General features: G+C 71.6%; 18 protein-coding genes and 1 pseudogene. 7 read left to right on the top strand and 12 right to left on the bottom strand.

Going from position 1 to position 19,002, the window contains the following annotated elements; translation table 11 throughout:
* Positions 1–4: 4 nt before the first annotated feature.
* A complete protein-coding gene (locus E4191_RS14200; protein WP_228461339.1) occupies positions 5–901 on the bottom strand; it encodes a sulfotransferase family protein in 897 nt (298 codons plus the stop codon).
* Positions 894–2,267: a 30S ribosomal protein S12 methylthiotransferase RimO gene (gene rimO, locus E4191_RS14205; protein WP_176562719.1), complete on the bottom strand. Its 1,374-nt coding sequence runs from the start codon at positions 2,265–2,267 to the stop codon at positions 894–896. Before rimO ends, E4191_RS14200 begins: the two co-directional genes overlap by 8 nt.
* Positions 2,268–2,395: 128 nt before the next feature.
* On the opposite strand from rimO, the gene E4191_RS14210 reads away from it, so the two are divergent.
* The gene (locus tag E4191_RS14210; protein WP_135313979.1) at positions 2,396–2,860 is read left to right on the top strand and encodes a hypothetical protein; all 465 of its coding nucleotides are present in this window, start codon (positions 2,396–2,398) and stop codon (positions 2,858–2,860) included.
* Positions 2,861–2,875: 15 nt separating this feature from the next.
* Here E4191_RS14210 and E4191_RS14215 read toward each other — a convergent pair whose 3' ends face one another.
* The 3 genes from E4191_RS14215 to mnmD all read right to left on the bottom strand — a co-directional run bounded on the left by E4191_RS14215 (position 2,876) and on the right by mnmD (position 5,383).
* Positions 2,876–3,637 carry an ABC transporter permease gene (locus E4191_RS14215; RefSeq protein ID WP_407947067.1) on the bottom strand — a complete coding sequence of 254 codons (762 nt, stop codon included), beginning with the start codon at positions 3,635–3,637 and terminating at the stop codon, positions 2,876–2,878.
* A 2-nt stretch (positions 3,638–3,639) separates the two neighbouring features.
* The gene (locus E4191_RS14220; protein ID WP_135313981.1) at positions 3,640–4,569 is read right to left on the bottom strand and encodes an ABC transporter ATP-binding protein; all 930 of its coding nucleotides are present in this window, start codon (positions 4,567–4,569) and stop codon (positions 3,640–3,642) included.
* A 133-nt stretch (positions 4,570–4,702) separates the two neighbouring features.
* Positions 4,703–5,383, bottom strand: coding sequence for a tRNA (5-methylaminomethyl-2-thiouridine)(34)-methyltransferase MnmD (gene mnmD / locus E4191_RS14225; RefSeq protein WP_135313982.1), 681 nt, complete (start codon positions 5,381–5,383; stop codon positions 4,703–4,705).
* Positions 5,384–5,412: 29 nt separating this feature from the next.
* On the opposite strand from mnmD, the gene E4191_RS14230 reads away from it, so the two are divergent.
* The 4 genes and pseudogenes from E4191_RS14230 to E4191_RS14240 all read left to right on the top strand — a co-directional run bounded on the left by E4191_RS14230 (position 5,413) and on the right by E4191_RS14240 (position 8,683).
* Entirely contained in the window at positions 5,413–6,465 is a 1,053-nt protein-coding gene (locus E4191_RS14230) for an NAD(P)/FAD-dependent oxidoreductase (protein WP_135313983.1), read from the top strand.
* Between the two features lie 128 nt (positions 6,466–6,593).
* A pseudogene (locus E4191_RS23825) lies at positions 6,594–7,148 on the top strand (DUF4202 domain-containing protein); the annotation flags it as partial.
* Positions 7,149–7,436: 288 nt separating this feature from the next.
* Positions 7,437–7,865 carry a sirohydrochlorin chelatase gene (locus E4191_RS24720; RefSeq protein WP_331459644.1) on the top strand — a complete coding sequence of 143 codons (429 nt, stop codon included), beginning with the start codon at positions 7,437–7,439 and terminating at the stop codon, positions 7,863–7,865.
* Positions 7,866–7,894: 29 nt separating this feature from the next.
* Positions 7,895–8,683 carry a tryptophan 2,3-dioxygenase gene (locus E4191_RS14240; RefSeq protein ID WP_135314495.1) on the top strand — a complete coding sequence of 263 codons (789 nt, stop codon included), beginning with the start codon at positions 7,895–7,897 and terminating at the stop codon, positions 8,681–8,683.
* A 39-nt stretch (positions 8,684–8,722) separates the two neighbouring features.
* Here E4191_RS14240 and E4191_RS14245 read toward each other — a convergent pair whose 3' ends face one another.
* Together E4191_RS14245 and E4191_RS14250 are read right to left on the bottom strand one after the other, a co-directional pair.
* Positions 8,723–9,439, bottom strand: a complete 717-nt coding sequence (locus E4191_RS14245) for a GNAT family N-acetyltransferase (RefSeq protein ID WP_135313984.1) — start codon at positions 9,437–9,439, stop codon at positions 8,723–8,725.
* A complete protein-coding gene (locus tag E4191_RS14250) occupies positions 9,439–10,179 on the bottom strand; it encodes a competence/damage-inducible protein A (protein ID WP_135313985.1) in 741 nt (246 codons plus the stop codon). The genes E4191_RS14245 and E4191_RS14250 overlap by 1 nt, the downstream gene beginning before the upstream one ends.
* A gap of 110 nt (positions 10,180–10,289) precedes the next feature.
* Here E4191_RS14250 and map point away from each other — a divergent pair, with 110 nt between their 5' ends.
* Positions 10,290–11,087 (top strand): type I methionyl aminopeptidase, encoded by a 798-nt coding sequence (gene map, locus E4191_RS14255; RefSeq protein ID WP_135313986.1) that lies wholly within the window; start codon positions 10,290–10,292, stop codon positions 11,085–11,087.
* 36 nt (positions 11,088–11,123) lie between these two features.
* Here map and E4191_RS14260 read toward each other — a convergent pair whose 3' ends face one another.
* Positions 11,124–11,735, bottom strand: a complete 612-nt coding sequence (locus tag E4191_RS14260) for a YqgE/AlgH family protein (RefSeq protein ID WP_228461341.1) — start codon at positions 11,733–11,735, stop codon at positions 11,124–11,126.
* Positions 11,736–11,836: 101 nt separating this feature from the next.
* Here E4191_RS14260 and E4191_RS14265 point away from each other — a divergent pair, with 101 nt between their 5' ends.
* Positions 11,837–12,646, top strand: a complete 810-nt coding sequence (locus tag E4191_RS14265) for a protein-disulfide reductase DsbD domain-containing protein (protein WP_135313987.1) — start codon at positions 11,837–11,839, stop codon at positions 12,644–12,646.
* On the opposite strand, the gene E4191_RS14270 is transcribed toward E4191_RS14265, so the two are convergent.
* The 4 genes from E4191_RS14270 to E4191_RS14285 all read right to left on the bottom strand — a co-directional run bounded on the left by E4191_RS14270 (position 12,643) and on the right by E4191_RS14285 (position 19,001).
* A complete protein-coding gene (locus tag E4191_RS14270; RefSeq protein WP_228461343.1) occupies positions 12,643–16,029 on the bottom strand; it encodes an efflux RND transporter permease subunit in 3,387 nt (1,128 codons plus the stop codon). The genes E4191_RS14265 and E4191_RS14270 overlap by 4 nt on opposite strands.
* Positions 16,022–17,371, bottom strand: coding sequence for an efflux RND transporter periplasmic adaptor subunit (locus tag E4191_RS14275; protein WP_135313988.1), 1,350 nt, complete (start codon positions 17,369–17,371; stop codon positions 16,022–16,024). The genes E4191_RS14270 and E4191_RS14275 overlap by 8 nt, the downstream gene beginning before the upstream one ends.
* A 66-nt stretch (positions 17,372–17,437) precedes the next feature.
* Positions 17,438–18,268: a uracil-DNA glycosylase gene (locus tag E4191_RS14280; RefSeq protein ID WP_135314498.1), complete on the bottom strand. Its 831-nt coding sequence runs from the start codon at positions 18,266–18,268 to the stop codon at positions 17,438–17,440.
* 31 nt (positions 18,269–18,299) lie between these two features.
* On the bottom strand, positions 18,300–19,001 hold the full coding sequence (locus E4191_RS14285; protein WP_135313989.1) for a response regulator: 702 nt from the start codon (positions 18,999–19,001) through the stop codon (positions 18,300–18,302).
* Position 19,002: the final 1 nt, after the last annotated feature.

Consider the following 19,002-nt stretch of genomic DNA (forward strand, 5'->3'; position numbering starts at 1 on the left):
AAGATCAGCGGATCTCGGCCACGAAATCGTCGCCCATCAGGTCGCGGATCGCCTGCACCTGGGGCGCAAGCCGGGCCTCCAGCGCGGCCACCGCCTGCGGGGGCGGCATCAGGCCCGCGGGGTTGGCGAAGACCTTCTGCGTCAGGTTGCCGTAGAAGCAGGGCCCGATGTCCAGATGGGCCTCGACCGCGTCCATCACCTCGTGGGGCGCGCGGGCGATGCGGCCGAAGGGAATGACCAGCATGTCGGGATAGCGCGCCAGCCAGCGCGGCAGATAGGTCGCGTAATCGCCGCGCTCGTCCAGCACCGGGTTCGCCACCTCGGCCAGCCAGTCCGCCTCGGTCGCGGGGCTCCGCTTCTCGCGGCGCAGGTTCATGCGCAGCTGCGAGATGGCGCGGTCGACCGGGTGGCGGATCAGATAGATCACGCGGGCCTTGGGCAGGAAATCGCGGACCGCCTGCACGCCCTCGTCCGGCAGGCCGGAATATTCGGGGGTGAAGTCCATCGGCATGGCATGGGTGGGCGCGGGCGCGAAGATGCGCTTGTACCACTGGTTGTGGAACATCCTGCCGCTGGTCACGGCATTCAGGTAGGCGTCGAATTCCGGCGGCATCTCGACCTTGCGCGTCACGTGGCGCTGGCGGATCTCCTGCGGCTTGTTGCGATAGTGCCAGCCGATCCACTTGCGGTGCTCGGGGATGTGCAGGTGGTTGAAATACTGCACCTCCTTGAAGGGCGGGATCCAGACCTGCGGATGCTGGCCCAGCATCTGCGCCAGCCAGCTGGTCCCCGCCTTCTGCGCGCCGATGCACAGCGCGCCCGGCTTGCGCGGCTGGCCAGCTGGATCGAAGGCCGGGCTGATGGCCAGCGTGGTGATCACGCGCGCCATCGCGTCATCCATGCGCGAGGGTTCCCCAGAGATCATAGTCGCCCGCCTCATCCACCGTGACCTCCACCATATCGCCGGGGGACAGGGCGTCAAACCCCTGATCAATGAACAGGTTACCGTCGATCTCGGGCGCGTCGGCCTTGGTGCGGCAGGTGGCGCCCTGGGCGTCGACCTCGTCCACGATCACCTGCATCCGGGTGCCGACCTTGGCGGCCAGTTTCGCGGCGCTGATGCCTTGGGCCTTTTCCATGAAGCGGTCATAGCGGTCCTGCTTGACCTCGGCGGGCACATGGTCGGGCAGGTCGTTGGCCCGCGCGCCCTTGACGTTCTCGTACTGGAACGCGCCGACGCGATCCAGCTGCGCCTCGTCCAGCCAGTCCAGCAGGGTCTGGAACTCGGCCTCGGTCTCGCCGGGATAGCCGACAATGAAGGTCGATCGCAGGGTGATGTCGGGACAGACCGCGCGCCAGGCGGCAATCTCGTCCAGCGTCTTCGCGGCCGCGGCGGGCCGGGCCATGCGGCGCAGCACATCCGGGTGGGCATGCTGGAACGGGATGTCCAGATAGGGCAGGACCAAGCCATCTGCCATCAGCGGGATCAGGTCGCGCACATGCGGATAGGGATAGACGTAGTGCAGCCGCACCCAGGCCCCGAGGCTGCCCAGGTCCCGCGCCAGGTCGGTGATATGGGCGCGGTGCCCCCGCTCGGTCTCGTGCTTGCGGTCGAGGCCGTAGGCGCTGGTGTCCTGGCTGATGACCAGCAGCTCCCTGACGCCCGCCTGCACCAGCTTTTCCGCCTCGCGGATGATGGCATGGGCCGGGCGGCTGACCAGACGGCCGCGCATGTCGGGGATGATGCAGAACTTGCAGCGGTGATTGCAGCCCTCCGAGATCTTGAGATAGCTGTAATGGCGCGGCGTCAGGCTGACGCCGCTGGCGGGCAGCAGGTCGATGAAGGGATCGGGGGACGGCGGCACCGCCTTGTGGACCGCGTCCAGCACCTGTTCGTACTGATGCGGGCCGGTCACGGCCAGCACCTTGGGATGCGCGCCGGTGATGTAGTCGGGCTCGGCGCCCAGGCAGCCGGTGACGATCACGCGGCCGTTCTCGCGCAGCGCCTCGCCGATGGCGTCCAGCGATTCGGCCTTGGCGCTGTCCAGAAATCCGCAGGTGTTGACCACCACCGCATCGGCGCCGTGATAGTCGGCGCTGATCGCATAGCCCTCGGCCCGCAGGCGGGTCAGGATGCGCTCGCTGTCGACCAGCGCCTTGGGACAGCCGAGGCTGACCATGCCGATGGTCGGCTGGCCGTCGCGCCGCTGATCGGGGATGCGGGCGCGGGCAAGGTCGGGGCGAAGGTCGGGCGGGTTCTGCTGCATCCCCCGCACATAGGTGATTCGGGGCGGCGGGAAAAGCCCGGGCCTGCGCGGGCGCAACCGGGCCGCCCCGCCGGGCGTTCGCCGGAACGTGATTTCAGTTCCCCCGCGCTTTCGCCAAAGGTGGTCCCATGACCCGCATCCGACGCCCCCTTGCCCTGCTGGCCGTGCCGCTTCTGGCGCTGGCCTGCCTGACCACGGCCCCGCCCGCCCAGGCCCAGCAGAGCTTCATCGACATCACCAACAACCGGGGCGGCAACGTGCTGCAGATGGTCCAGCGCCGGTCCGAGCTGGAGCGTTCGGGCAAGACCGTGCGCATCCGCGGCTATTGCCGGTCGGCCTGCACGATCCTGACGACGCTGCCCAATGCCTGTCTGGGCCCGCGCGCACGGATCGGCTTTCACGCGCCCCGCATCCCGAACACGCAGATCATCCCGCCCTATGTCGACCAGATCATGGGCAACTTCTACCGCAACGGCATCCGCGACCGCTGGTTCGGCGGCTGGAACCGCTCGATCGAGATGCAGGTGATCACCGCCCGCGAATATGTCCGGCTGGACCCGCAGGCGCGCATCTGCGGCAGCATCCGGGGCTGAGGGCGCGCCGCGCGATCACTCGCGCAGGCGCCAGCCGGTGGCGAAGATCCAGCGGATGATGCCCAGGCAGACCACCACCATGATCGCCACCGCGACCAGCGACACGCCCACCGGCACGTCGGCCAGCCCGAAGAACGACCAGCGAAACCCCGAGATCAGGTAGAGGACCGGGTTCAGCTTGGCCACGCCTTCCCAGAACGGCGGCAGCATGCTGGCCGAGTAGAAGGCCCCGCCCAGGAAGACCAGCGGCATGATGATCATCATCGGCACGATCTGCAGCTGCTCGAAGGACTTGGCCCACAGCCCGATGATGAAGCCCAGCAGGCTGAAGCCCACCGAGGACAGCACCAGGAACGCCACCATCCAAACCGGGTGCAGGATGTGGACGCCCACGAAGACGAAGCTGGTCACGAGGATCACCAGCGCGATCATGATCGACTTGACGGCGGCGGCGCCCACGAAGCCCATTGTGACCTCGATCCAGCCGACCGGGGACACGAGGTATTCGTAGATCGTGCCCGAGAACTTGGGGAAATAGATCCCGAAGCTGGCGTTGCTGACCGCCTGCTGCAGCACCGTCAGCATCATCAGCCCGGGCACGATGAAGGCCGCGTATTCGACCCCCTCGACCGACTGGATGCGCCCGCCGATGGCCGCGCCGAAGACCACGAAATAAAGGACCGTGGACAGCACCGGGGATGCCAGCGACTGCCAGATGGTGCGGAAGAACCGCATCATCTCGTGATGGAAGATGGCCCAGACGCCATTCCAGTTGATGCTCATGCCGCGTCCTCGGAAACCAGAGACAGAAAAACGTCCTCGAGGCTGGATTGCCGCGTGGACACGTCGCGCACGGTGATGCCGCGCGCGGCCAGATCGCCCAGAAGGCGCGCGATGCCGGTACGTTCGGCCCGCGTGTCATAGTCGAAGGCCAGCCGCCGCCCGTCCGGGGACAGGCTCAGCGCGCGGCCCGCCAGATCGTCGGGAATGGCGGCCAGGGGCGCGTCCAGCTCGATCGACAGGGTCTTCTTGCCGAACTCGCCCATCAGCTGGGCGGTGGGCTTGACCAGCAGCAGCCGGCCCTTGGCGATGACGCCGATGCGGTCGGCCATCTCCTCGGCCTCTTCCAGGTAATGGGTGGTCAGGATGATCGTCACGCCCTCGCGGCGCAGATCGCCCACCACCTGCCACATCTCGCGCCGCAGCGCGACATCGACGCCGGCGGTCGGCTCGTCCAGGAACAGGACCTTCGGCTGGTGCGACAGCGCCTTGGCGATCAGCACCCGGCGCTTCATGCCGCCCGACAGCTCGCGCGTGGCGGCATCGCGCTTGTCCCACAGCGACAGCGACCGCAGGATGCGCTCGATATAGGCGTCGTCGGCGGGCATCCCGTACAGCCCGCGCGTGAAGCGCACGCAGTTGATGACCTTCTCGAAGGGCTCCAGCGCGATCTCCTGCGGAACCAGCCCGATCAGGCGGCGCGCGGCGCGCCAGTCGGTGCGGATGTCGTGCCCGCCCACCCGGACCGTGCCGCCCGTGGGCGTGACCAGCCCGCAGATGATCGAGATCAGCGTCGTCTTGCCCGCCCCGTTCGGCCCCAGCAGGGCGATGATCTCGCCCTCGTCGATGGACAGGGTCACGTCGTCCAGCGCCTTGGTGCCGCTGCCATAGTCCTTCGACAGATGGTCGATGTCGATGATCGCGCCCATGCGCCTGTCTCCTGCTGATGATGGCTGGGGTCCGTGCCGCCGGGCGACCCGCGTCCGGCCCGCAGATAAGCACCCCGGCGCCCGATTGCCAGAGCCCCCGGGATCGGGGTCCCGATCCGGACCTCCGCCCGCCCTACCCCCGCAGGACGCCCCGGCTCATGTGCCGCTTGCGCGCGAAGCCCTGCGCGCGGGCGACCTCGAACCCCGCCGCCTGCAGCGCGCGGCGCACATGGCCCGCGGCGGTATAGGTGGCAAAGCTGCCCCCCGGCGCGGTGTGGGCCGCGACCTGGGCCATCAGGGCCGCATCCCACATCTCGGGGTTCTTGGCGGGCGAGAACCCGTCCAGGAACCACGCCTCCGCCAGCCCCTCCCACCCGGGCAGAACCTCACGCACATCGCCCGTCACGACACTCAGCTCGACCAGCCCCACGCGGCAGGTGCGCAGGCCCCAGCCCGCCCGCAGCTCAGCGGCCAGCGCGTCCAGCTCGGGGAAGGCGGCATGGGCGCGGGCCAGCTGCTGCACCGTCATCGGAAAGGCCTCGAAGCTGGTCATCCACACCGGCACCCGCGCCACCTGCGCCAGGGCCAGCGCGTTCAGCCCGGTGCCGAAGCCCAGTTCGGCCACGTGAAAGCCCGGGCGCAGCCGGTCGGGCAACTCGTTGCCCTGCAAAAAGACATGCCGCGTCTCGGCCAGGCCCCCCGCCAGGCTGAAATAGGGATCGTCGAACCGGGTCGAGACCGGCACGCCGCCGTCGCGCCAATCCAGGTCTGGGGCAGGCTCGTCATCGGGGCGGGGATCGGCTATGGCATCCATCGGGCAAGCTTTCGGGAAAGGGCGCGGCTTTGGCAAGGGTGATCCATGTGGCCGGGGCGGGCATCTTCGGGCTGTCCTGCGCCTGGATGCTGGCCCGCCGGGGCGCCGGGGTCCGGGTGTTCGAGGCGCGGCACATCGGCGCGGGCGCCTCGGGCGGGCATGTCGGCGCGCTGGCCCCCCATGCGCCGGACAACTGGAACCCCAAGAAGGCGCTGCAGCTGCAAAGCCTGCTGGCCGCCCCGGCGTTCTGGGCCGAGGTCGAGGATGCCGCGGGCCTGCCCTCGGGCTACGGGCGGACCGGGCGGCTGCAACCCGTGCCGGATGCCCCGACGGCCGAGCGCCTGCAGGACCGCATCGCCGCCGCCGCGCAGCAGTGGCCCCGGGACATGGGCATGTCCCTGACCCGCGATCCGCAGGCGGCGCTGATCCCCGACAGCCCCTCGGGCATCTGGCTGCAGGACGCGCTGACGGCACGCCTGAACCCCCGCGCGGCGCTGGCGGCGCTGGCCGCCGCGATCCGCGCCAGGGGCGGCGAGATCCTCGAGGCCCGCCCCGCCCCCGACCCCACCCCCGACCCCGCGCCCGACGATGCTCCCACGATCTGGGCCACCGGCACGCCTGGCCTGCAGGACCTGAACGCTGCGCTGGACCGGCGGATCGGCCAGGGGGTCAAGGGCCAGTCGCTGCTTCTGGCCCATGCCGCGCCGGACAGCCCGCAGGTCTTCGCCGACGGGCTGCACATCGTGCCCCATGCGGACGGCACCACGGCCATCGGCTCGACCTCGGAGAACAGCTACGACCACGACCGCCCCGACCACCAGGCCCGGGACCTGCTGGCCCGCGCCATCGCGCTCTGCCCGGCCCTGGGCCAGGCCCCGGTCCTCGACATCTGGGCGGGGCTGCGCCCCCGCGCCCGCTCGCGCGCCCCCGTCCTCGCCCCCTGGCCCGGCCGGCCCGGCCATCTGATCGCCAATGGCGGCTTCAAGATCGGCTTCGGCATGGCGCCGCTGATCGCCGATCTGGCCGCGCAGATGCTGCTCGACGGCCGCACCGACCTGCCCGACCTCTTCGCCCTGCCCTGACCCCGTCCCCTGCGGCGGTCCGCAAATATCCCGGGGGGATCGCGGCACGCGATGGAGGGCTGGCCCCCCTTCCCCGCTTGCCACCCGTGCCCCGCCCGCGCATCCTGTCCCAAAGCCCGGAGACGCCCATGACCACACGCCTCGACCATGCCTTCACCGCCATCGACGCGGCCAATGCCCATGACCCCAAGCTCGAGGACGGCCAGCCCGCCAACCTGCTCTATGGCCAGCGGATGACGGCAGAGCAGCAGCGCCTGTTCCCGCAGGCCGACGACGTGCTGCGCATCGCCTGCCGCGGCCAGCATGTCGAACGCTGGACCCTGCCGCGCAGCGACTACCCGATGAACCGCCCCGGCTACCTGGCGTGGCGCCAGGAACAGGGCCGCCGCCATGCCGACCGCATCGCGGGCATCATGGCGGATGCGGGCTACGACGCGGACGACATCGCCGCCGCCCGGCGCATGCTGACCAAGCAGGGGATCAAGCGCGACCCCCAGGTCCAGGCGCTGGAGGATGTCATCTGCTTCACCTTCATCCGCTGGTATCTGGGCGACTTCACCGCCGAGATGCCCGACGACAAGCTGCCCCGCATCCTGGAAAAGACCGCCCGCAAGATGTCCGCCGAGGGCCGCGCCCGCGCCCTGGCCGAGTTCGACATGCCCGAGGCGCTGGCCGGCTATTTCCTTGAGGCCGAGCAGCCCCGGACCCTGACCCGCGCCGTCATCGTCTCGCATGGCCAGCCCGGCGATCCCGAACCCCAGCAGGCCGCCATCGAGGCGCTGGCGGCCGAGGTCGCCCGCCACTGCCCCGGCATCGAGGTCTTGGGCGCGACGCTGGCCGCGCCCGACGCGCTGGCCCGCACCTGCCGCAGCGATTGCGTCGTCTATCCGATGTTCATGGCCGAGGGCTGGTTCACCGGCACCGAGCTGCCCCGCCGCCTGACCGCCGCCGGCGCGCCGGGCGCCCATATCATGCGCCCCTTCGGCACCGACCCGAACCTGCCCGAACTGCTGGTCGAGAAGACCCGCCAGGCGGCCGAGGGCCGGGGCTGGGACCTCGCCTCGGTCACGATCCTCCTGGCCGCGCACGGCTCGCAGCGCAGCCAGGCCAGCCATGACATCACCCTGGCGCTGGCCGAGCGGCTGGCCCCGCATGTCGCCCGCGTCGTGCCGGGCTTCGTCGAACAGGACCCGCTGCTGGCCGATGCGGCGCGGGGCCTCGACCGCGCCGTCAGCCTGCCCCTCTTCGCGCTGCGCGCCGAACATGTGCTGGACGACCTGCCGCAGGCGCTGGACGCGGCGGGCTTCACCGGCCCGCGCCTGGATCCGATCGGCCTGGCCCCCGAGGTGCCCGCCATGATCGCGCGGTCCATCCTGGCCGAGATGGCGGCGCTCAGGTGACCGGCTGCCCGGAGGCCGAGGGCGCGCGCATGTCCTTCGACGGGCGCATGTCCTATGGCGACTATCTGGATCTGGACCGCCTTCTGGCGGCCCAGCATCCCCGCTCGGACGCGCATGACGAGATGCTGTTCATCATCCAGCACCAGACCAGCGAGTTGTGGATGAAGCTGGCTTTGCTCGAGATGGGCGCGGCGCGGGACCGGATCGCCGCGGGCGACCTGCGCCCCGCCTTCAAGATGCTGGCCCGCGTGGCGCGCATCATGGAGCAGCTGAACAGCGCATGGGACGTGCTGCGCACGATGACGCCGTCCGAATACTCGACCTTTCGCCCGGCGCTGGCCGAAAGCAGCGGCTTCCAGTCGCATCAGTACCGGATGATCGAGTTCGTGGCGGGCAACCGCAACATGGCGATGATCGGCCCCCACGACCACCGCCCCGACCTGGCGGACGCGCTGCGGGCCGAGGCCGCGCGCCCTTCCCTCTATGACGAGGTGCTGGCCCGCCTGCGCGCGGCGGGCTTCGACGTGCCGCCCCGCGCCGCGCGGGACCTGCCCCACCGGCCCGACCCGGCGGCGCGCGCCGCCTGGCTGCAGGTCTATCGCGACCCCGCCGCCCACTGGGAGCTGTACGAGCTGGCCGAGAAGCTGGTCGATTTCGAGGATTACTTCCGCCGCTGGCGCTTCAACCACGTGACGACGGTGGAACGCATCATCGGCTTCAAGCGCGGCTCGGGCGGCACCTCGGGGGTGACCTACCTGCGCCGGATGCTGGACGTCGTCCTGTTCCCCGACCTGTGGGAGCTGCGGTCCGAGCTGTAGGGACGCCGCCGCGCCTGCCCATGGCGTCAGATCGCAGGCTCAGCGCCGGTAATAGGCATAGCTGCCCGCCACGGTGAAGCCCATCGCCGCATAGGTCGCCCGCGCCGCGGCATTGCCTTGGCTGACCGCCAGGGCGATGCGCGTGACGCCCAGATCGCCGGCCCAGAAGGCCGCCTGCCGCATCATCCATCCGGCCAGCCCCTGCCGGCGGAAGGCCGGCAGCACCTCCAGCGCATGGATCATCGCCACCGGGCCGTGGATCGCCACGAAGCCCGCCCCGGCGGCTCGGTCGCGCAGGCGCCCCAGAAGGGCGGCCTTGGGTCCGGTCACGCGGTCCATCACCGCCTGCCGGGCGGGGGTGATGCTGCCCGCCTCCCAGATCCGGCGCTGGATCGCCAGCGGCGGCCAGATCGCGAAGGCGGTCACCGGCGGCGGCCTGCGGTCGGTCAGCAGGGCCAGCGGCGCCTCCATGACCAGCGTCGGGTTCTCGATGACATAGCCCTGCGCCCGCAGGTCGGCTTTCGGCCCGGCCTCGTCGTCCCAGGCCCGGACCAGCGGCGGCTGGCCCCAGACGGCATGCTGCGCCTCGGCGGCGGCCAGATCCCCCGCGGTCCACGGCCCGATGCCGCGCGCCGCGCTGACCCGGCCCCCGGCCCCCAGGCCGCGCCCGACCAGCAGGCCGCCGCAGCGCCGCGTCTCGGCGGGAACCCAGGTCGCCTCGAAGGCGGCCTCCAGATCGGCGTCGGGCCGCGCCATCAGAGGCCGATCCGCTCCTTCAGCGCCGCCATCGCCTGATCGACGCGGGCCGCGTCCAGGCCGCGCACGACCAGGTTCGTGCCCCAGCCCGTGTCGTCGCGGAACGGATAGGATCCCAGAGACAGGTCCGCAAACTCGCCGGCCACCGCCTGCAGATCCTCGGCCACGTCGCTTTCGCCGCGCCGCACCTCGACCGACAGCGACCGGACCGGGCGCCCGCCCGGCAGGCGCGGGATCAGCCAGTCGACCATGCCGCGAAACACCTCGGGCACCCCGGCCATCACATGGGTCGCGCCGATCGAGAAGCCCGGCGCGGCCGAGACGGCATTGTCGATCAGCGTGGCGCCCACGGGGATGCGGGCCATGCGCAGGCGGTTCTCGGTCAGCGCCATGCCCATGCGGTCGCAGCGCTCCTGCAGCAGGGCGCGGGCCTCGGGGTGGATCTCGACCGTGGTGCCATGGGCGGCGGCCACGGCATCGGCGGTGATGTCGTCATGCGTGGGCCCGATCCCGCCCGAGGTGAACAGCAGGTCGTAGCCGCCCCCCAGGGTGCCGTCCAGCGCCCGGATCGCCGCCACAATGCGGTCGTGATCGTCCGAGACGACGCGGATCTCCTGCAGGTCGAAGCCGGTGGCGGTCAGCACCTGGGCCAGGTGATGGGCGTTGCCCTCGCGGGTGCGGCCCGACAGGATCTCGTCGCCGATGACAAGGATGGCGGCGGTGGGGTTGTCCGACTGCATGGCGGGGTCCGTGGCTTGGGGAAAGGATCTGCCTGTTCTATGCCCGCGCGAAGGGCTGGAACAAGTGGGCGCGCGCATCTATCTAGGTCGGCAGACAGAAAGGATCCGCGATGGACGACAGCCATATCACAAAGGAAGGCATCCGCATCCACATGCCGGGCGATTTCGCGGGCATGCGGGCGGCGGGGGCGCTGGCGGCGCAGGTCCTGGACGAGGTGGGGGCGCTGGTCGAGCCCGGCACGACCACCGGCGCGCTGGACGACTTCATCACGCGGCGCGTGGCGGAACTGGGCGCGACCTCGGCCACGATCGGCTATCGCGGGTATCAGCATGCCAGCTGCATCAGCGTGAACCACGTCGTCTGCCACGGCATCCCTGGCGACAAGCTGCTGAAGGATGGCGACATCCTCAACATCGACGTGACGGTGATCCTGGACGGCTGGTTCGGCGACACCAGCCGCATGTATGTCGCGGGCCGCGCCTCGCTGAAGGCGCAGCGGCTGCTGCAGGTGACCCATGACGCGCTGATGAAGGGGATCGAGGCCGTGCGCCCCGGCGCCACCTTCGGCGATATCGGCGCCGCCATCCAGACCTATGCCGAGGAACGCCGCATGTCCGTCGTGCGCGACTTCTGCGGCCACGGCATCGGCAAGGTCTTCCACGCACCGCCCAACGTGCTGCATTTCGGCCGCCCCGGCAAAGGCCCCCTGCTGGAAGAAGGCATGTTCTTCACCATCGAGCCGATGATCAACCTGGGCCGCCCCGAGACCAAGGTCCTGGCCGACGACTGGACGGCGGTCACCCGCGACAAGTCCCTGTCGGCGCAGTTCGAGCATTCCATCGGCGTCACCGCCACCGGCTGCGAGATCTTCACGCCCTCGGACCGGTTCTTCCCCGAGATGAGCTGAGGCCGCGTTGCGTCCCGCGATCGCCGGGGGCGCTGCTCAGGCGCGGCCGGCTGCCGCCGACAGCAGGGACGGATCGATGCCCTGGGCGCGCAGCGCGCGCTGCCATTTGTCCTCGTGGACCGGGTCGAAGATCAGGTCCTCGGCCCCTTCGCCGGTCAGCCAGCCATTGGCCAGCATCTCGGTCTCCAGCTGCCCGGGGCCCCAGCCCGCATAGCCCAGGGCCAGCACGGCGGGCTCGGGACCGTTGCCCTGCGCCAGATCGACCAGGATGTCGCGGGTGGTGGTCATCGCCAGGGCCTGGCCGATGCGCAGCCGCCCCTCGGGATCGCTGCCATGTTCCGAGACCTTGTGCAGCACGAAGCCGCGGCCGGGCTCGACCGGGCCGCCGAAGCGCACCTCGATCGGGCGGGCGGCGCCCTCGGCCTCGATGCCCAGCTGGTCCAGCAGCTCGTCGAAGCCCACATCGGGCAGGGGCCGGTTCAGCACCAGACCCATCGCGCCCTCGTCCGAATGCGCGCAGACCAGCACGACCGACCGTTCGAACCGGGGATCGGCCATGCCGGGCATGGCGATCAGGATCTTGCCGGTCAGGTTGGCGGCGGCCTGGGGGACGGAAGCGGTGGGGTCGGTCGGGATGCGGCTCATCATGGCTCCTTTTCGTCCTAGATCGGGCCTGGGCGGGGATGATGCAAGGCTTGCGCGGATTTGTGACTTTCCCCGCAGGCCGCACGGCGGGTATGGCTTGGGCCATGACCCATCCCCTTGCCCGTCCCCTCGCCCTGGCCGCCTGCCTGGCCCTGACGCCCCTCACCGCGGGCGCCCAATCCGGCGATCTGCCGCCGGGGCTGGTCTCGGCCCGGCTGCTGCCCGGCTGGACGGACGCCGAGGGCAACCGCATCCTGGCCTTGGACCTGCAGTTGGCCCCGGGATGGAAGACCTATTGGCGCAGCCCCGGCGATACCGGCCTGCCCCCGCAATTCGACTGGCAGGGCGCGGGCAACCTGGACAGCGTCACCCTGCACTGGCCCGCCCCGCAGGCGATTCGCTCGGGCGAGGTGCTGGAGATGGGCTATCACGACCGCCTGATCCTGCCCTTCACCGCCCGGGCCACCGATCCGGACCAGCCGGTGGACATCCGCGCCCAGATCGATCTGGGCCTGTGCGAGAACATCTGCGTGCCGGCCTTCCTGGACCTGCGGGCCCCGCCGGCGGGGGGCGCCACCGACCCCGCCATCGCCCGGGCGCTTGCGGCCGAGCCGATGCGCCTGGACCTGCACCCCGCCTGCACGGTGACACCCTTGGCCGACGGGCTGCGCGTGGCGATGGCCCTGCCGCCGGGCGAGGCCACGCTGGCCGCGATCGAGCTGACCGGCCATCCCCAGATCTGGGTCTCGGGCGCCGAGATCGCGCAGACGCCCGAGGGTGCGCAGGCGGTGGTCGAGATGGTCGGCCCCACGGCGGCGCCCTTCGATCTGGACCCGGCGGCCCTGCGCCTGACGGTCATCCCGGCGGACGGCGCCCGCGCGACCGAGATGACGGGCTGCGCGCCGACAGGCTAGGCCGCCCGCCTGCCGCGCCAGGCCTGCGCCAGCCCCGCGGCGGCCACGATGACCAGAAGCAGCGCCAGATAGACCGGCAGCGCGCCCGCGACCGATCCCGGCCCGGGCCACCAGCCGGGAAGGCCCATGCCCATCGCGGGCGCCAGCGTCACCGGACCCAGCACCGCGACCAGCCCCAGCCCCGCCGCGACAGCCGCGCCGCGCATCACGCTCCTCAGGCGCGTGGCACGCAGGCTGCGGCGGAAGCCCTGCCGGGCGCGGCCCAGATCCGCGCCCACCGCCAGCACCGCCGGCACGACCAGCAGCACCAGCACCATCCCGAAGCCCAGCCCATAGGCCAGCGTGACCACCGTGGGCTTGAGGAACAGCGCCTGCGAGGACCGCTCGTAAAGCAGCGGCGCCAGCCCCAGCACGGTGGTGGCCGTGGTCAGCAGCACCGGGCGGAACCGGTCGGCCACCGCGTCCAGGATGGCAGGCCGCAGCCCCCGGTCGCGCGCATAGGCGTCGATGGTCGAGATCAGCACGATCGAATCGTTGATGATGATCCCCGACATGCCGATCAGCCCCACGACCGAGAACAGGCTCAGCGGCAGCTGCCAGGCCGCATGGCCCCAGACCGCGCCGATCAGCCCGAAGGGAATGACCGACATGACCACCAGCGGCCGCGCCCAGCTGGCGAAGATCCAGGCCAGCACCATGTAGATGCCCAGCAGCGCCAGGCCGAAGCCGATCAGCGCCTCGGTCAGGAACTCGCTTTCCTGCTGCGCCAGCCCGGTCACATCATAGCCCACGCCGAACTCGGCGGCGATGTCGGGCAGCAGCCGGTCCTGCAGGTCGGCGGTGATCGCCGCCGCCCGCGCCGGATCGTCGCCCGAGATGTCGCCGGTGACCAGGATCATCCGTTCGCCGTTCTCGCGCCGCACGACCGAGAACCCGGCCTCGGTCGAGACGGTGACGATGTCGCCCAAGGGCACCCAGCCCCCGGCGGCGGTGCGCATCAGCATCCGGTCCAGGAAATCGGCGCGGCGGTCGTCCTCGGCCAGTTCGACCGTGATGGCGCCGGTGCGGGTGCCCTCGGGCCAGGTCGCGGCCTCGATCCCGCCCAGCCGCTGGCGCAGCTCGCGGGCCAGCGCCTCGGTGGTAAAGCCCAGGGCCTCGCCCTGCGGGGTCAGGCTCAGCGCCAGCTCGTCCTTGTCATAGTCCAGGCTGTCCTCCAGCGCCGAGACCTCTGGGAAGACCGCCAGCCGCGCCTTGAGCGCCTCGGCCGCGGCCTTCAGCCCCTGCGACTCCGCCCCCGTCATGCGGACCGAGATCGCGTCGCCCCCCGGCCCCGACCGACCGCCGCGAAAGCTGATCGTCTCCAGCCGCGGGTCCGAGGGCATGGCCTCCTGCAGGGCCGACACCAGCTCGAAGCTGGAATAGGGGCGGAAGTCGGGGTCGATCAGCTCGATCTGGACGGCGCCCAGCAGGTCGGCATCCTTCGTCTCGGACCCGGGCAGCGGGCGCCCGGCATTGCCGCCGATCTGGGTCATCACATGGGTGACGGGGCTGATGCCGTATTCGGCCTCGTACTCGGCGGCGACCCCGTCCACGGCGGCCTGCACCAGCCCCATGACGCGCAGCGTGTCCTCGCGCGTGGCCCCCGCCAGCATGGCGAAATTGCCCGACACGCTGCCCTGTTCGGGCGCGTCGAAGAACCGCCACGGCACCTTGCCGGTCATCAGCGAGGCCACCGACCAGGACAGGCCGACCATCACCAGCGCCAGCACCGGATAGCGCGCCAGCAGCACCAGCCGCGTCAGGGGCCGGATCACCCCCGCCACGAACCTATCCAGCCAGCGGTTCACGAAGACCGAGGGGCGGTCGTACCACGCGTCGCGGGCCTGATGGGCCAGCGCATGGGCCATGTGGTTGGGCAACACCAGGAAGCATTCCACCAGCGAGGCCGCCAGCACCAGGATCACCGTCAGCGGGATGTCGGCGACCAGCGACCCGAACTGCCCGCCGATCAGCACCAGCCCGGCAAAGGCGATGACCGTCGTCAGGGTCGAGGCCACGACCGGCGCGGCCATGGCGCGGGCCGCGCGCTCGGCGGCGACCCGGGGCGGCTCGCGCAGCTTGCGGGCGCGGTAGTCGGCATGCTCGCCCACCACGATGGCATCGTCGACGATGATGCCCAGCGTCAGGATCAGCGCGAAGAGCGAGATCATGTTGATCGTCATGCCCACCGCATGCATCAAGGCGACCGCCGCCAGCAGTGCCGCCGGGATGCCCGCCGCGACCCAGATCGCCGTGCGGGCGTTCAGGAACAGGAACAGCAGCCCCAGCACCAGCGCCAGCCCCAGCAGCGCATTGTCCAAGAGCAGCGACAGCCGGGCCGAGATCTGCTCGGCCCGGGCGCGGACCAGCTCTGCCGTCACGCCCTCGGGCAGGGTCGGGGCCAGCTGGTCCACCGCCTCCTGCACCGACTGCTGCATCCCGATCGCGTCGCCCGAGGCGCTGCGCTGGACCGAGACGGTGACCGCCGGGTGGCCCGCCACGAAATAGGCCACGCCCCGGTCGATGCCGGTGTCGGTCACGCGCGCCACGTCGCCGATGGTCAGCTGCGTGCCGTCGGGCAGCGCGGCCAGGACCAGCGCCGCGACCTGGGCCGGGCTGCGGGTTTCGGCGCCGGTCCGCACGCGCGATCCGCCCTGCGCCACGTCGCCCGCGGGTGTGGGGGCGGCGGCGGCGGCGATGGTGGCGGCGATCTGTTCAAGCGTCACGTCATGGCGCACCAGATCGGCCATGCGCAACTCGACCAGCGTCTCGGGCGCCGACAGGCCGGTGACGGTCAGCCGCGTCACCCCCCGCGCATACAGCCTGTTCGTCAGATCGTCCGCGATCCGGCCCAGCTGGTCCAGCCCCGCGGGACCCGAGATCACCACGTCGGTCACCGAATCGCGCCAGGCGCGGCGGGTGACCTCAGGGTCCTCGGTGCCCTCGGGCAGATCGCCCGCCCCGGCGATGGCCGTCTCGACCTCGCCCGTGGCGCGGGACATGTCCCAGTCCGGCTCGAATTCCAGGGTGATGCGGGCGGCGCCCTGGCTGGCCTGGCTTTCGGTCAGCGCCACCCCCTCGACCGCCATCAGCGCGGGTTCCAGCACCCCCACCACCGAGCGGTCGACATCGTCGGCCCCCGCCCCGTCCCACCGGACCGAGACCTGGATCTGCTGCACCACCGTGTCGGGAAAGAACTGCGCTCGCAGGCGCGGCGCAGAGTAAAGGCCCGCCACGACCATCACCGCCAGAAGCAGGTTGGCCAGCGTGGCATGGCGCACGAAGAGGCCCAGAAGGCCCGGGCGATCGGGCAGCCCGTCCCGGGCGGGCGGGCGCTCAGCCACGCGAGGCGCCCTCGGGGCGTTCGACCCGCTGCTCGGGGCCCTCCATCGGACCCGGCGGCGGGTTGGGTGTCTCGGTCACATCGCGCACGCGGATGCCGATGCCCAGCTGCGGCGCGCGTTCGGCCACGATCCGCGCCCCGGCCAGCGCGGGCGGCACCGCCACGACAAGATCGTCGCCCTGCCGGCGCAGCACGGTCACCGCCATCGCCGCCAGCCGCCCGTCCGCGCCCGCCACCAGAACCTCGCCCTGCGCGCCCAGCGCGGTGGCGGGCAGGATCGCCGCGCCCTCCAGCGCCGGTTCGGCGATGCGGGCGGTGACGAAATCGCCCGGGCGCAGCGCCCCGCCGCCCTCGGTCAGCCGCGCATAGACGATCCGCCCGGTCGAGCCTTCCGCGACCGAGGCCGCGGCCCGGTCCAGCCGCGCCCGCGCCGCCCTCTGCCCCGCGCTGCCGTCCAGCAGCAGGGTCACCTCCTGCGGCAGCAGCGCGCCGTCCGGGCCCGCCAGCCGGGCGAACTGGTCCAGCGACAGGGGCATCTGCACCTCCAGCGCCTCGGGGTCGATGATCGTGGCCAGCTGCTCGTTCAGGCTGACCAGCCCGCCCTCGACCGCCGTGACGGCGGTGACGCGGCCGTCGAACCCGGCGCGGATCTCGGTATCGGCCAGTGCGCGCCGCGCCTCGGTCAGGGCGATCTCGGCCCGGCGCAGGGCGTTCTCGGCCGCCGTCACCGCGCTCAGCGCATCGGCCTGGGCGGCGCGGGCGGCGATCACCGTCTGCTGCGCGGTCGAGGCCGCCAGTTCCGCCGTCTCGCGGTCAAGGCTGGTGCCCAGGCCCCGCTCGGCCAGCTGGCCCTGCCGCGTCACGGCGGCCTCGCGCAGCTCGGCCTGGCGTTCGGCGGCGGCCAGATCCTCGCCCGCGATGTCCACGCGGCGGCGCACATCCGCCAGCGTGGCCTGCGCGTCGTCACGTTCGGCCTGGCTGATGTCCAGCGCCGCCTGCGCCGCCGCCGGGTCGATCCGCGCCAGAAGCTGCCCCGCCACGACGACGCCGCCCTCCTGCAGGGCCGCGTCCAGCTGGACGATCCGGCCCGAGGCCCCGGCGCGCAGCTGCAACTCGCGCAGCGTGCGGACCTGGCCAAAGACCTGCAGCACGGGCGCCACGGTGCCGGGCGTCAGCGTCACTAGCCTTGTGGCATAGACCTGTTCCTCGGCGGTGCGGGCGGGCCCGCCCCCCGCGCCGCGCATGGCGGCCGCCTGCCACAGCTGGAACCCCGCCAGGAACAGCAGGGCCAGCGTCAGGAAGGTCAGGAACAGCCCCAGCAGGCTGCGCGTCAGGAATCGCATGGGATGGGTGCCTCATCGGGAGGACCGGGGGGAGGACCGGGATAGCGCATGATGGGGAAACGCAACCTAAACGGAAAGCGATTCCAGCCGCGCCGCCAGCGACAACAGGTCGCCCCAGCTGTCGCGCTTGGCGGGCGGGTTGCGCAGCAGATAGGCGGGGTGCGTCATCGGCAGGGCGGGACGCCCGAAGGCCTGCACCCACTGGCCGCGCAGCCGCAGGATGCCGCGCTTGCCGATCGCGGCTTGGCAGGGGATGTTGCCCATCAGCACGATCAGCTCGGGCGCCGCCAGCTCGATATGGCGGCGCAGGAAGGGCAGGCTCACGGCAATTTCATCCGCGCCCGGGTCGCGGTTGCCCGGCGGGCGCCAGGTCAGCACGTTGGTGATGTAGATCGCGCGCTCCGCATCGACCGCGTCGCGGGCAAGTCCGATGGCCCCGAACATCCGGTCCAAGAGCTGCCCCGACCGGCCCACGAAGGGACGGCCCTGCCGATCCTCCTCGTCGCCGGGCGCCTCGCCCAGGATCAGGACGCGCGCCTTGGGATTGCCGTCGGAAAAGCAGAAGTTCCGCGCGCCCTTCTTCAGCTCGATCCCGTCGAAGCCCTCCTGGGCCGTGGCCAGCGCCTCCAGGCTGTCGGCCTCCGCCGCCAGCGCCTCGGCCTGGAGCAGCCGGTCCGCCAGATCGTCGGCCCCGTCCGCGCCCAGGGTCAGGACCGGCGGCGCCTCGGGGGCCGCCGCCGCAGGAGCGGGGGCGGGCGCGGTGCGGGCGGGCAGATCGAACCGGTCCAGGGCCACGTCCATCAGGGGCACGTCCACGCCCATCTCGAGCTGCCAGTCCAGCAGCGCCAGCGCGGTCTCCGCGTCCAGTTCGATTCCCTGATATGTCGCCCGGTCCATCACGGGCGGCACGCTAGGCCCTGGCGCGGCCCTAGTCCACCACCAGCATGTAGCCCGTGCCCCGCACCGTCTGCAGAAAGCGCGGCTCGCGCGGGTCGGGCTCGATCTTGCGGCGCAGGCGGGTGATCTGCACGTCGATGGCGCGTTCGCCGTTCTCCTCGTCGGGGCTGCCGCGGCCCAGGTCCTCGATCAGCTCGGCCCGGCTGACGGGCTGGCCCCGGCTGGCCGCCAGGCGCCGCAGCAGCGCGGTTTCGGTGCCGGTCAGCCGCAGCGGCGCGTCGCCGTTCCACAACTCGCCCTTGTCGCTGTCATAGCGCAGCGCGCCCAGCGTCAGGAACTTGGGCTGGGCCAGCTCGACCACCGGCACGCGGCGCAGGATCGCGCCGATCCGCAGCAGCAGCTCGCGCGGCTCGAAGGGCTTGGCCAGGTAATCGTCGGCGCCGCTCTCCAGGCCGCTGATGCGGTCCTCGGTCTCGCCCTTTGCGGTCAGCAGCAGGATGGGCGTGTCCAGGCGGCGGCGCAGGTCGCGGGTCAGGGCCAGACCGTCCTCGCCGGGCATCATCACGTCCAGCACGATCATGTCGAATTCCAGCCCGGCCAGCAGCCGCCGGGCCTGCGCGGCATCGCGGGCCATCGTGACCATGTAGCCGTTCTTGCGCAGGAAGCGTCCCAGCAGGGCGCGGATGCGTTCGTCATCGTCGACGACCAGCAGATGGGTGTCGGGGTGGGTCATG

It is taken from the genome of Paracoccus liaowanqingii (assembly GCF_004683865.2).
Lineage (GTDB): Bacteria > Pseudomonadota > Alphaproteobacteria > Rhodobacterales > Rhodobacteraceae > Paracoccus > Paracoccus liaowanqingii.